This window comes from Rothia sp. HSID18069 (genome assembly GCF_003989155.1).
In the GTDB taxonomy this organism is placed as follows: Bacteria; Actinomycetota; Actinomycetes; order Actinomycetales; family Micrococcaceae; genus Rothia; species Rothia aeria.
Window position 1 is genome coordinate 80322 of record NZ_RBMG01000003.1, and the last position, 12800, is coordinate 93121.

Annotated in this window: 20 protein-coding genes; 10 read left to right on the forward strand and 10 right to left on the reverse strand. The window is 42.6% G+C overall.

Annotated features, from left to right (window positions below):
* Nucleotides 1-55: 55 nt before the first annotated feature.
* The 8 genes from D8M41_RS08135 to D8M41_RS08170 all read right to left on the reverse strand — a co-directional run bounded on the left by D8M41_RS08135 (nucleotide 56) and on the right by D8M41_RS08170 (nucleotide 5108).
* The gene (locus D8M41_RS08135) at nucleotides 56-379 is read right to left on the reverse strand and encodes a hypothetical protein (RefSeq protein ID WP_006887095.1); all 324 of its coding nucleotides are present in this window, start codon (nucleotides 377-379) and stop codon (nucleotides 56-58) included.
* 232 nt (nucleotides 380-611) lie between these two features.
* Nucleotides 612-806: a hypothetical protein gene (locus D8M41_RS08140; RefSeq protein ID WP_023134387.1), complete on the reverse strand. Its 195-nt coding sequence runs from the start codon at nucleotides 804-806 to the stop codon at nucleotides 612-614.
* Between the two features lie 57 nt (nucleotides 807-863).
* Nucleotides 864-1280: a DUF3969 family protein gene (locus tag D8M41_RS08145; RefSeq protein WP_198429993.1), complete on the reverse strand. Its 417-nt coding sequence runs from the start codon at nucleotides 1278-1280 to the stop codon at nucleotides 864-866.
* 334 nt (nucleotides 1281-1614) lie between these two features.
* Entirely contained in the window at nucleotides 1615-2097 is a 483-nt protein-coding gene (locus D8M41_RS08150) for a hypothetical protein (protein ID WP_126926781.1), read from the reverse strand.
* A gap of 215 nt (nucleotides 2098-2312) precedes the next feature.
* Complete coding sequence (locus tag D8M41_RS08155) at nucleotides 2313-2714, reverse strand: hypothetical protein (RefSeq protein ID WP_006887048.1); 402 nt, start codon at nucleotides 2712-2714, stop codon at nucleotides 2313-2315.
* A 329-nt stretch (nucleotides 2715-3043) separates the two neighbouring features.
* Complete coding sequence (locus tag D8M41_RS08160) at nucleotides 3044-3535, reverse strand: DUF1877 family protein (protein ID WP_006887074.1); 492 nt, start codon at nucleotides 3533-3535, stop codon at nucleotides 3044-3046.
* A 452-nt stretch (nucleotides 3536-3987) separates the two neighbouring features.
* Nucleotides 3988-4434, reverse strand: a complete 447-nt coding sequence (locus D8M41_RS08165; protein WP_126926782.1) for a hypothetical protein — start codon at nucleotides 4432-4434, stop codon at nucleotides 3988-3990.
* Between the two features lie 131 nt (nucleotides 4435-4565).
* Nucleotides 4566-5108 carry an SUKH-3 domain-containing protein gene (locus D8M41_RS08170; RefSeq protein ID WP_006887063.1) on the reverse strand — a complete coding sequence of 181 codons (543 nt, stop codon included), beginning with the start codon at nucleotides 5106-5108 and terminating at the stop codon, nucleotides 4566-4568.
* Nucleotides 5109-5445: 337 nt separating this feature from the next.
* Between D8M41_RS08170 and D8M41_RS08175 the strand changes: the two genes are divergently transcribed.
* The 10 genes from D8M41_RS08175 to D8M41_RS08220 all read left to right on the forward strand — a co-directional run bounded on the left by D8M41_RS08175 (nucleotide 5446) and on the right by D8M41_RS08220 (nucleotide 11681).
* Nucleotides 5446-5901 carry an SUKH-3 domain-containing protein gene (locus tag D8M41_RS08175; protein WP_081481229.1) on the forward strand — a complete coding sequence of 152 codons (456 nt, stop codon included), beginning with the start codon at nucleotides 5446-5448 and terminating at the stop codon, nucleotides 5899-5901.
* A 262-nt stretch (nucleotides 5902-6163) separates the two neighbouring features.
* On the forward strand, nucleotides 6164-6559 hold the full coding sequence (locus D8M41_RS08180) for an Imm32 family immunity protein (protein WP_006887086.1): 396 nt from the start codon (nucleotides 6164-6166) through the stop codon (nucleotides 6557-6559).
* 28 nt (nucleotides 6560-6587) lie between these two features.
* Nucleotides 6588-6821 carry a DUF7660 family protein gene (locus tag D8M41_RS08185; RefSeq protein ID WP_006887034.1) on the forward strand — a complete coding sequence of 78 codons (234 nt, stop codon included), beginning with the start codon at nucleotides 6588-6590 and terminating at the stop codon, nucleotides 6819-6821.
* A 289-nt stretch (nucleotides 6822-7110) separates the two neighbouring features.
* Nucleotides 7111-7314: a DUF4926 domain-containing protein gene (locus D8M41_RS12165; RefSeq protein ID WP_039954748.1), complete on the forward strand. Its 204-nt coding sequence runs from the start codon at nucleotides 7111-7113 to the stop codon at nucleotides 7312-7314.
* Between the two features lie 382 nt (nucleotides 7315-7696).
* Nucleotides 7697-8482 (forward strand): hypothetical protein, encoded by a 786-nt coding sequence (locus tag D8M41_RS08195; protein WP_006887044.1) that lies wholly within the window; start codon nucleotides 7697-7699, stop codon nucleotides 8480-8482.
* 156 nt (nucleotides 8483-8638) lie between these two features.
* Nucleotides 8639-9250: a hypothetical protein gene (locus D8M41_RS08200; protein WP_126926783.1), complete on the forward strand. Its 612-nt coding sequence runs from the start codon at nucleotides 8639-8641 to the stop codon at nucleotides 9248-9250.
* Between the two features lie 9 nt (nucleotides 9251-9259).
* Complete coding sequence (locus tag D8M41_RS08205) at nucleotides 9260-9520, forward strand: DUF7683 domain-containing protein (RefSeq protein WP_126926784.1); 261 nt, start codon at nucleotides 9260-9262, stop codon at nucleotides 9518-9520.
* 21 nt (nucleotides 9521-9541) lie between these two features.
* Nucleotides 9542-9904, forward strand: coding sequence for a hypothetical protein (locus D8M41_RS08210; protein WP_126926785.1), 363 nt, complete (start codon nucleotides 9542-9544; stop codon nucleotides 9902-9904).
* 76 nt (nucleotides 9905-9980) lie between these two features.
* A complete protein-coding gene (locus D8M41_RS08215) occupies nucleotides 9981-10568 on the forward strand; it encodes a hypothetical protein (protein ID WP_202975997.1) in 588 nt (195 codons plus the stop codon).
* 81 nt (nucleotides 10569-10649) lie between these two features.
* Entirely contained in the window at nucleotides 10650-11681 is a 1032-nt protein-coding gene (locus tag D8M41_RS08220; RefSeq protein WP_126926786.1) for a magnesium and cobalt transport protein CorA, read from the forward strand.
* Between the two features lie 80 nt (nucleotides 11682-11761).
* On the opposite strand, the gene D8M41_RS08225 is transcribed toward D8M41_RS08220, so the two are convergent.
* Nucleotides 11762-12421 carry a hypothetical protein gene (locus tag D8M41_RS08225; protein ID WP_126926787.1) on the reverse strand — a complete coding sequence of 220 codons (660 nt, stop codon included), beginning with the start codon at nucleotides 12419-12421 and terminating at the stop codon, nucleotides 11762-11764.
* A 160-nt stretch (nucleotides 12422-12581) separates the two neighbouring features.
* Nucleotides 12582-12758 (reverse strand): iron chelate uptake ABC transporter family permease subunit, encoded by a 177-nt coding sequence (locus D8M41_RS08230; RefSeq protein WP_232018564.1) that lies wholly within the window; start codon nucleotides 12756-12758, stop codon nucleotides 12582-12584.
* Nucleotides 12759-12800: the final 42 nt, after the last annotated feature.

Sequence of the window (12800 nt, forward strand, 5' to 3'; positions counted from 1 at the left end):
TTTTACTTCTTCAGCATGTTGTCTGTATGAGCAGGAAAGGTTTGATGCTTTTATATTATAACAAGCCCTCAATTTCATTTAGAATATCTAGCATTGTTGATTTATTCATTATAAAACAGACATCCCAAGTGCTTTCATCATCGCCAATCAATAGATAAATATCAGAGTTTTTTCTTTTCCATATGACTGAATATCCAAGAATAAACCCTAGCTTTATGTATTGTGTTTTTTCTGTAATAAAATCTTTAAAATCTTGAATGTTATCTTTGGGGAAATATATATTCACCTCGGAAAATTCATTTGAAAGTTTCAGTAAAATAGATTCTGAGTTATCAATATAGATAGCCTCTTCAGCAGAAACATCAAATAACTTTGTCATAAAGCTCCTTATAAATTATCAACTCTAATATTTCTTTTTAGCAGTCCTCAACAATCATGCGCAGATGGCTCAGGGAGAGGTATTGTTCCTGACCGTGGCCAGTATAGTTATAGGGGTGGTTGCCTTTGTAAGTGTACTCTTAAAGTGATCTCGTTCCGCCCCGAACAAAGTGAGTGCGCTTCGGTTTGTGGCCGATGTTCAAGCCGGTTTATCCCGGCACTCGTCAGAGAGGCTAGATCTGAACAGGTTGTAGGTACCCAGGTTTTGGTAGTGCTGTCAGCTTTTGAGTTTCGGTACGAAAAAGTTCGGTACCATCTTGGAAGTACTGGCTTTCGTCGGTGGGGGAGGGGTGACTGTAAATCGGAGTGGTGCCTAGGGCATCGTCGTAGGTGTATCCGGTATTGTCGTAGCGGCGGCAGACGGACACGGCTGTTTTGTTGGCGCACGACCCAGCCTACGATTACTACGCTACGCTTACCATGATTTATTTAACCAAATATTCAGTCTTATCAAAAAATAAAGTAATCTTAACTGGGTCTTGTTTTGACAAAGAAATTGATTGATAGTTATGTAATATTGCTTCTTGTAAAGATTCTAAATAATTATTTAACTCACCAGGTAATAAACTAGCTATATCTTCAATTTCCGTTCCTTGATGAATTAGATCTGAGTATACAGATTCAACAGGGATCAATTTCAAAAGTTCAATACTTTTAGGTCCAAACATTAAATATTCTATATCATCAATATTTGCTTTCTTTTGTAGCAGGGCAGTTACCCCTCCAAGAAGTAAAGTGTTGAGAAAAAATTTAAATTGATCTAAATCATCTGCGTTTATTGAAATTTTCATAGCTGTACCTCTTTCAGCTTGAATAATAGAGTATATATTATTAATATACACTATGTATTACTATACCTTCACATTAGTTTGACATCAAATGAGGTTACCATCAAATTTCTACAGAGGGATCCGTAATTTTCCACATCTTACGGAACCATACCGTACTACATGTATTACTCAGGTAATGGGTAAATCTTATCACGAACAGTTACAAGTTTTTGATTGGTCAATGGTAACCATTGTGGGGTGTAACTTGATCTAACAAGTGGTAAAACCGAGTATGTTCACTTATGAGCCACAGGGTTTAGGATGGTGAACTACAAAAAAGGGAGAAACTACGTGCGTGTAGTCCGCACCCACACCACATGCATGCTGGACGGCTTGTTTTTGGAAATCAGAAAGGGGTAATTTGATTAACTCCATTACCCGATGAGTAATACTTTTTATCGCGGTCTAAAGATGTAGACCAAAAATAACTATTCAACACACTATTAGGATTAACGTTCAAATTTTCGTCTAGCCACTTCATCCCTTTTTCAAAGTTTTTACTAGTCTTGCGCTTTAATTTTAAAAACATCTTTTGCGTGAGTTTATGATCGTTAACACATGAAATTACGCCGCAATATATTTTTGAATCAGTTTCACTATATTTATGAACTGATAAAAATCTTTCAAAACGTACAGGAATTTTTGTTGTATCCTCCATCTTGTAAACAGCAATGTTATATATAAATGAACTTTTTGCATTCACCTTTTCGTCAATGCGGCGCAGCCATAATTTATTTATAGGATCGTAAACAGATAACCCATTCTCAGCAATAAAGGTATTTAAAAAATTGATAAATTCATAATCGGACGCACAAATATTACAGTACATAAAGCTCCAGACCAATTGCACAATTTATAAATATTTAATCCAAGCGATTTTTAAACCAAAGTTTATAACAAAAAGTTCCTAAACTTTACCATCTTTTGTACCAATAAAGTAGCTTTCATTAGGAAGGGGCATATTTAAAATTCTCTCATATAATCATATATTTATTATTATGGCTTCGCATGTCTAAAAACTCTTTTAAATCACAGATTAATTTATTACTCAAACATATCTAAAACCTCATTCAACAGTTCAGTTCTCCACTCTTCATTTTTATGATCTTTAGAAGCAAATCCTATGGATTCATAAGCATCACCAACTGAATCACCTGATAATTTTGATATTTTATTAATGATATTAAAGGCCCCATGCGCGACTTCGAATTCTCCATGTATTAACCATTCAATAGCTTTTTCGAATAGAGGCTCCGGGGGATAATTTTCTAACGCATACACCAATGTTCCTTTACAATTATTAAATTCTGGCTGCTCTATTAGTTTTAAGATAATTGGGTAAACTTCATTATTTTTCTGCTCAGCTAAATCTAAAATAACCTGTACTTTGTCCCAGACGGGTAGTTCAGAATTTTGTAAAGTCTGAAACAATAATTTATTTGGCATGCGGTTCCCCTTATGTTCTTTCTAAATCTCAAAAATGTATTGCGCTTCTAATGTACCGAGAAGCAAGATGACGGACTTGCGCGGAGGTAACTCCCATGGGTCCAGTAACGGTTTCTGCTTGCGTGTACATGATGGGGCGATTGTTGTTGTGGGTTTAGGTTCCACCGAACTGACAGGGGAAAGACTGCTGCTTCATTGCGTACAGGACAGAGGCTAAACACCTAATCGCCCCTAAAACACTGTTGTTAAGGTTGTCAGACAACCATAAGAGCTGAATCCTTGCCTGCGGGCGCAACCCTACAAAACGATATCTTCACGATGCCTGAAAATCAGACAAGGTAGTTAATCACAGCATTGCCAGCGTTGGCTTGGACAGCATAGAAAGCTTGCAAGGCGTGGAAGTCATCAAGTAACTCTCTGCGAATTTCGGGACAGTCTGTCCATTCACCTATAGGGTGCAGGTCATGCATATTTTCGGGCTCATAGCGCGAAAGCAGGGCTTCATCGCTAATCTGCGCGAGTTCGGAAGCAACCTGGATAACTTCGTCCACAGCCAGGTAAAACGCTGGGGTGATGCCAGTCTCGTGTTCAGGATCAATGCACTCTCCACTGATAATGGTGCGGCTGGTGAGAATCTCGCTATTCCAGGCGCCTGTTTCGTCGCCGCCAAGCAAGTAGGTGAGCGCACCCCAGCAGTGGATAACCAAAAAATCTGGAGTTTCTTTTTCAGGGTATTCCAGCGTATCTAGCATACTGCTGTCGGTTTGGCAGCTTCGCAGAAATTCAGGGGATACTCCGTGCAGCATGGCAAACATACTCATAGTGTGTCCTTTCAAGGATAGGGCGGGAAACGGAAGTTTCAGACTGCCTGAAAATGTTTTTCGGCGCGGTCGACGATAACCTATGAAAACATAATACACGGTAGGATAAATGAGATGTCTGAGCAGCAGAACAGTAATCAACACCAGTAATCAACTATCACGGACACATGAGCAGAAAGTGTCGCCTACTTTCTGTCAGACCGGATCTATCCTCCAAAATCGACCATATTCAACGTTATTTTCTCTAGAATTTGCCCGCTTCTAGGCTCATGCAAAGCTACCTCGGCATATTTACACTGGAAGCAGACCGAAGAAAATATCTGAAAAGCAGAATCGTTCAGGTGGCCCTAGAAAATCTTATGTATGGTTACGTCCGACGGCACGGGCTGACCGCACCTACATGAATTACCCGCAAAAAACCAAGCGTCCAAAATAGGCTATATTTATGTAGTTTAATAATCGAAGATTGGCATCACCCGAACTTCAATGTCATTTTCTTCTATAAAAATATCGATCACTTCGCGCCGATTTAAACAAAATAGTGTTATATCTAAAGATTTTTGCTCTTTTACGTAGCTTTTTAAGAACTCAGCTAAGTTTGTAATCTGAAATGATATGTATATAGGAATATAATCATAGTAAATAATCAAAAATTCGTTTTGCGGCGCACAAATAAAATATAGAGATTCTGCCAATCTATCTATATGCACCCCATAAGGGAACCTAAACCGTGGATTTTCTTTGTATATATCGTTTATATCAAAATCAGAAATCCAATCCGTGTTATATGGATTATCTGCTGATACTGACAACAGATGAACGCCAATCAATTTTTCTGTCATTTTTGTTGCATGCAGCATGGATAACTTATCTTGCAGTTTTTTGCTACTAGCTTCCATATTACCACCTTATGATATAGAAAATACTCCTAGAAAACTAAAACAAGTGTTTTTAAACATTTCTGTGATGATCAAAGAACCATTCATTATTTTCCATTTGCTGCGCATCTTTCTTTAGATCCAGCGTGTGCTTACGGAATATCCCTGATGTTCATATTCCCCGGTAAAACGCCTTGGTCTGACTCCATAAATAGTTCACCATCGTCTTCTACAATATACGATTTCCCAGTTCTAAATATTAAATTATATAGTCCTTCATAGAATTTTCCTCCCAGGTAGTACAGGTCGCCAGAATCAGGGATAAAATAAATTCTCCCCAGATCATCAATAAGAACTTCTCGGTCACCCGCAAAACCAAAATTTCTTAATTTTCTACCAACAGATTTTTGATAATAAATAAAATCTTCATCATTCACTGAATAATCGGATAATTTATTTGTAGTTTCTCCAAAGCTATACAGTACTGTAGATAGAAAAACACGGGCATTACTGCGATAATAGGCATCATAGCTGACTGTTAAATACCAGATTTCTCTCAGAAAATTTTTTACCTCATCAGGCAATTCCTCCAAATGGGGCGGCAAGGACTCTAGAATAATATCTCTATTTTCATACCAGCCTGAAGAAATCATTTTCTTGAAAAAATCTGAGTGTATTTCATACGGTTGCTTCACTTATACAGTCCTTTTTATTTTACTTTTCTACATAAAGTATCTTCCCAACATTGTTGAGTACTGTAATATATTATATATGATCACAGGATAATTCGACACTACAGCACAATATGCTATGTGGGAGTACAGGAACAGACAAGGTATTTATTTATAAATAAATCAAAGGACAGTATAAATATCTATTTTCTTTTTATGGGTAATGATTTACTTGGCTACTGTACCAGAGACCAGGATGTTCCTGATAGAGAGGCGCTAAAACTGTACTCTCAATACTATAGCCTTATTTGTATGATAAAATTTATTTAAAAGGAAAACAAGTAGTTAGGGGAGTTATATAATGAGAAGCTTTTATTTTTCTTCTCCGGTTAGGGAGCTTCTATATCGAGATGGGTGGCGTCCTAACCGTAGAATTAATATAAACCATTTTGGGAACATCATTTCTTCTGATGATGGTTACGTATTAGATAGCCTTTCAAGAAATTTTTTATGTAACTTTGGGAACCTCGAAATTCATCATGACAAGTATCGCGGAAGTGGCAAAGACTCTTCAATATTTAGCCCTAATTTAGCACTTGCTAATTCACCTATTATGAGGGAAGAATATTCTGAGATCACTAAATCTTCTTTATGTCCAGTAGGGGTTGGATATTCTGAGCACTTAACATATTTCTTAAGTCCTAAGGGCGAAATATTTGGTGGTTTTGAGAGCTACTTTTGTCGAATTGGAACTACGGTAGAAGATGCTTTTGAAAATATTTTCTTTCGAAAAGACTTCCAAACCCTTGCAGACTAAAAATGCTATCTAGCCGCTTCTTTTTGTCCTGTAATAAAGGAAATAAAGTAAGGTCGGGCCGATAAACCTACTAGGGCGGGAGGAGATGTTTGTAAGTTTTCGAGATGAATATGCAAGAGCAACCTGCTCTGCGATAAGAAACGTGGCTTCGTCTAGCTCTCCTTTTGAGCATTACAGCTGGTAGAAAAGGAGCTATGACCTGTTTGGCAAAGGGCTACGTATAATTTTACTAATTAACTAGCAGAGAAGAAAACGGTAAGGCATGGAAGAGATATTTATTAATGGAAATGCGGAAGAAACTCAAGTTGAAATTTCAGGGACAATTCTGTCCCTGACAACTTTAGGAGATATTTTGACTCAAACTACCACCACAACAACACTAAATCTCCAGACTTGTTCAGATAAATTCTATCCAAGAAATTTTGAGTCTTTGCAGATAATTTATCAGGAAGACCAAACTAATAGAGTTTCTGTCCAAATCAAGGATAACAAGTTTATTATTAAGGGAAACAGCATAGCATTGAGCATACTAGGAGATTCGCTAAATAATTTTTTCGATAAGGAGAGTAAAAAATATGACCATTTCCATATAGATTATTATGATGGGAATGATGTTCTTAACCCAACTAATATTTCATTGATTTTTATGTGTTTATAGATAAGGACCGTTCGATAAGGATTTAAGTATGGAAATTAAAAACCGTGATGATTTTTTAATCTTCTTACAGAATTTTATTAATGAAATGGATGCAGGAGAGTTTGAAAATAATACTTTGAACGGATTCTTGGAAGCTATGAGATCTTGGATTAAAGATATGGACGGGTACTACCAAAATGTAGGTAAAGAAGAAAACTTTGATAAAAACATAAAGTGGAGCGTTTTGGCAGATATTTTTGAAGCAGCACGGATATACGAATAGCGCTTTAAAGGTAAAACAATACTTATGGAAACGATTGTTTTTAATGCTTAGCAAAAATGGCAGAGTACAATAAAACTCTCGGCTGTGTTTCTGTGCATCTTTCAGACCATACCGCAGATGCATAACGTCAATGGTGAGAACGAACAGAACTTGTAGAGACTAGACGGTGAGAATTTTATAATGGAACACGAAATAGACATGGTTAATCTGCGAGAACGATCATGACGAAATTTTATTTATAAAGAATTCTAAATGGCCTTTATAGGTAAAAAGTTTAAGGAAATGTACTATGCAATATTCCATTCTAGAAGTTGTTCAACTACAGCAAGACTTCCCTAACCTTAGTCTATTTCGAGGATCTATCGGTACAGTTATAGACACCTATATGGATCCTCATGAAGCATACGAGGTGGAATTTTGTGATGATAGGGGAGCAACAGTTGCTTTACTAACTTTGAGGCCGGAGCAGTTAAGAAGCATAAGTAACCTTTAAAAAGCTCGACTATTTTTTACCTTAGAAGTTATATATTAATTCTTCTGTTCTTGCTCATCCTACAATGTATCGCCGCAGTTATCTGAATTATCCGCTGATAAGCCGTTGAAGCTAAAAGCAGGTTTAATTTCAACGAACAGTACGATCCGTGCTGTCTACCGTGAAGCTCGACCGCTAGGTTGTTTGTCCCAAGCTTAACTTCAACATGAATGCAGCCCGTTACTTCCTATTTTCCTATCTGTTAGTCCTATAAGTATATAATTAAATACTTTTTGAGTAGATTAAGGTGCGGTAACATCGCTATCTATGATGAAGATACTGGTAGAATGATTAAGGCAGTGTTATCAACACTGCGTAGCAATCACCTTTGAAAGAGGTTTTTATGAATACCCTACGTCACCTTCCGGTACCGATCTCTGCTGCTCTTGCCATGATACTGGCTCTCAGCGCCTGCTCCTCAGCGAGCAGCAGCGGGAAATCTTCGTCTTCCGAAACCAGCCAGTCAAACGCTAGCGTATCTACCGCGGATAACGGATCGCCTAGCGCATCACCGCTGACAACTACTTCTAGTAGCCCTAGCACTTCTTCACCAAGTCCAAGCGCTACCTCAAAGGCTCTGACCGATGACAACAAAGCTGGTAAGCCACGCCCAACCTCAACGTACGGAGAGAGCATCAGTGAGGGTGCGACGATTCACGAGGATGGTTCTTGGGACTACACCAATAGTTCGGGAACGTTACATGTTAAAGCTGATGGCACGTGGAACTGGGAAGGCAACAACGGCGATAAAGCCAGCCTAAATGCTGACGGCAGCTGGGAAAATTTTGAAGTACATGGAAATGAGCGCTCTCGTGTGAACCCTGATGGTAGCTGGGTTCAGGTACGTGACAGCACCGAGAGAGACTTGATTAAAGGTGCTCAGGGCATGGAAGTGAAAGCTGACGGGACATGGCGTGAAGTGAACTCGTACGGCACCTACTATGGAACCGCCGACGGCAAAGTTTATCAAGAACGCCCAGGCCAAGAGAAACATGAAGTTAGTAAAGAGTCAACCCCCACATCAACTCCTGTTCCACCGGTCCTATACGCCCCCGGCGGTGTAGGCGGTAATAGTGTTATTCCGCTCAAGCCGCGTACTCCGCTCAAAGCTGGGGAGAAAGCAGCGTAACTCTGAGAGGCATCTGCCTCGGTTCTTTGTGGTGGCGCATCCACATTTATAGGTGGATGCGCCACCTGCTGGAACGTTCCGCTCTATCCTGAAGATGTGAAGATGATGGGGCCCCAACACCATTTATGGTGAAGCACCCTCAAGGCAGCTAAGAAAATGGCAATATTCAAATTAGCAATATCAGAAAACCCTACTATAAGACCTGAAAAGCGGCTTCTGGGAGAGCTCTACGAGAATTTAGAATTCTATGATGATTATGATCCCAAAGATCTGCGTGCATCTTTTATTGAAGCTTGTAACCTTGTGTGCGCAGAAATCTTACCCGTAGGAAACAGTGAGCTGACTATTCAAGGGTACGGGTTAGAGTGGAAAGAATATAGAAAGTATTTAGACAATATATTTCCGGAAATATTAGACGCTATTTCTGATCTGAAAAATAATAAACCAACAAAATTAGTGTTTTATGATGTGGGGAGCGAAAGGGCTATTAAATTCTTTCAGGGCGGTAACGGATCGACTTCAAATTCTGTTTACTCTAAATGTTATTCTCTAAAAAGCGATAAAGATATCGGAGTGGATGAGGTTATTGGCAGAAACAATCTGATATATCAGCTTATATCTTTAGTTGGCACGTTCGTAAAATTTTCTGAATCTTATTACCCGTCAGTGTATGCAGACTTTCTCTATCCTTATTTAAGGGAGTATGACTTAGGTGCAGTCATTGAAGGTGCTGAAACAGAAGCCATGGGGTCTTGGGGAGTAAAATAAGGGTGCATTATGAAAAACGTTGTAAGATACATTTCAAAATTTGAAAAAGACACAGATATTTTTATTGAGGTACTAAAATTTAAAAACGAGCCACCCCTTGATGTACTACAAAAAATTTTTAATGAAACTGGCCCTATGTATGATGAATACCCAATAACACATGAGACTGCTGAAAAAATCGGGCACTATGTAGATGAAGAACTAAAGACGAGTAGCTACGACTATTTCTTATCGTGTGATGAAGACGTGCAAACACTCGAAACGTTGTAGGAACCTCGGGGAATAATCACAATGACAGATGAATGGACAGCATGGGATACGAATATTGATAAATATAAAGTATTGGAAAAATATATTGAAAATATGTTTGTGTATCTACTGAAGGAAGTTTCATCCCATACGAGTGATTGGGTTTTTCCTTACTATAAAACCACATATACTGACGGAACCCCACTGATGGATGGAAACCCTATATTCTCTGCGAAAAACACCAGCACTAAGAGAATTATAAAAATTATTGTGGATGACGGCTACGACGATATATTCGAATATGATAGTTTGTTCGCAGAGAACTTGCTGCACACGATAGTATCTCCCAGCGCATTAATCGACAAAGTAAACACGCCACTAAAGGACTTTTTGGCCCTGGAATAGTGGTTAATTGATTTACCCACTCCGTCCCGCAGGTAAATGCAGTCTTGAAGATTCCAGACGCTGCTAGGATATGCTCATGAGTACACGCCGTAGCTTCACCCTCCCTGAAACCAGCCCGACGCAGCGCACAGCAGTAGGGGAGCGCATCCTCATAGGGCGCGATGCAGGATACACTCAACCAGTAGCCACCCCTGACGGGATACCGCTGGCACTTATTGCGTATATCCCGCTCCCTGAACTATTTAAGCTCGTCCCCGAACTCGCCCTGCCCGTCCCCGCCGAGCATCACGGCAAAGCAGTGTACGTGTTCTCCTACTACGATGAACACGACTATTTTCTTGGTAATATCACTGAGCTACAGCCCGCCCTGCTAGACACATGTGTCGAAATCGTCCACAAGAATCTGCACGACTTTGACCACCAGAAATTCTTCACCCCAGAATTCAACGCGGACCCGGACGCGATGAGCTTCATAGGCGGCAGCCCCGTATACCTGCAGCACACTCTCCCAGATGGGCTGGATGACTACGTATTTGTGGGGCAAATTTCTGGTGCAGATCTGCCCAGTTCCCTTGATGATCTGTTCTACCTCACCGAAAACGTGGGGTATATCTTCGTGAAAAAAGACCTCACCGGCGGGCTGTTCTTCGTGCAAGCCACCTAAATTTTCCCAGAAAGGCACACCCCAGCCCCCAGTATCCCCGTACTGGCGTTGGCATTTCACCTACCCTTTATACTTAAACCTATGTCGTATCTCACCGGAGCCATCTACCCAACCCACGGCGAAACCGTCTTGAACGCCCCGCTAGAAACAGCTGTTGAAGCCTACCAGGCGGGTGCCTCTGCGGTCGCTCTAGGGTACATCTCGCCCACCGACACTGAGCTCACCCACCTGCAAAGCATCTTCAAACTGCACGAGCTCGCCATCGAAGACTCCATGCTGGGGCACCAGCGCGCCAAACTTGAACGGTACGGTGACTCCCTGCTGGCGGTGGTACGCCCCGCCGTGTACCTAGACGCAGAAGAAGAAGTGCACCTGGGTGAGGTGCACCTTTTCGTAGGCCGCAACTACCTGGTGTGTATCGTACAAGATAAGCTGCGCACCCCAGAACGTATGCGTGAGGTTCTGGGCGGGTTCTTCGCCGAACCCGACGCCAGTATCGCCCGGCTACTGCACCGTATCCTCGACAACACGGTAGACCGGTACATGCCGGTGCTGTCTGGGCTAGAGACTGACAGCGACGAAATAGAGGATGCGCTTTTCACCGATGGCGGTAAAAACCGCGGTATTTCCCAGCGTATCTACGGGCTGCTGAACCAGGTGATTGATTTTCAGCGAGCCTGCAAGCCCTTGGACTCCATGCTGGTGCGCATCGTTGAAGACCTGCGCATCGGTGCCCTAGACGCCTCCCCGCGCCCGGGTGTTACGCCTCGGCGGGTTGAGGATGAAAGCGTTGAGTTGCAGCGCCAGTTCCGGGATGTGCACGATCATGTGATGCAGATCAGGGATCGGCTGGAGGATTTACGCACGTCGTTGCAGAACGCTTTGACGGTGCACGATACGCTGGTGGCGCAGCAGCAGAACGAAGACATGAAACGTATTTCGGCAGGTGCAGCGATTCTGGTGGTGCCCACTATTATTGGTTCCATTTACGGCATGAATTTTGAGTACTTGCCCGAGCTCAAATGGGAGTATGGGTACCCCGCGTCGCTTCTGTTGATGGTGCTTGCCTGTGTGGGGGTGTACTTTTTCTTTAAGAGGCGTGGCTGGTTCTAGGCGGTATACCTGCTCGGCTCAGCAGGAGAAGTCGCAGCCATGAAGAGCGCCTTGGAGCACCAGTAGGAAATAGGCGCTCCTTAGGCTGCTTCCGCATAATCCTGGCGAATCCGCCGCAGCAAATCGCGACGCTGCCGCTTAAACTTAGTGACCGCGCTCTTAGGGGAGGCGAGCCAGTGAAAATCTGCTTCGCTGGCGCTTAGGCCAAGCATCGCAACATCCAACATTCCCAGCGCAAACAGCAGGTTCTGCCGGTGTATCTCAAACATGCCGCGGGTGCGGCGCGACTCGCCCGCAATCAGATACCCGTCAATCTGCAGCACCTCCTTCGCCCAATGCTCATACCAGCGGCGAGTGCCCGCCGGGCGGCAGCACACCTTCGTCACAGCAAGCTTAGTGCCCATTACCCGCTCAATGCGCACCGCAACCTCAAGGCCCCGCTCATTCGGTGCCGGGAACCGCAGAATCAGGGCGTTGCGGGCAGCCTGGCGCATATCGGCGAGGGTCTCAGTAAACGAACCGAGCGCAGGGTGGGCGTGCATGCTCATTACCCGGTCATACACGTGAGAAGGGCGAGCCACATTAAACGCGCGCCCGGCGGTAATAACCTCCGCAATGGTGCGCCCAATAGCATCAATATTGTAGACGTTGGTGATGAGAACGGTGCCCGCGTTCATGAGGAACTGCAAATCGGCATTAACAACCTCGTCGGCGAGGCACAGAGTCTTCTTCTCTACCATGGCGGTGATTTCCTTCCGGGAGCTTTATCTGATGCTCTTACGCTACAGCCGCCCCCTGACGGTTTAAGAAGATTTTTCGGCGCAGCGCCCCCAGAAATAAAATTTTTGAGCATTTTTAGCTCATCATTTCCCCAACGCACAGCCGCGGAGGGCGTGTAAACTACCGCACTTTACGCAGAAGCCACAGCATGTACACCCCACCGACCGCCCCGGTGGCCAGCCCCACCGGAATCTGAAACGGCGCCAACACCCGCATCGCAGCATAATCGGCAACCACCAGAAGAACCGCGCCCAGCAACGCAGAATGCCACATCGCCGCCGCCAGAAAAAGGCGCACGGCATCGCAAAATATGTTCTGATGGTTGTAGCATTGAACCAA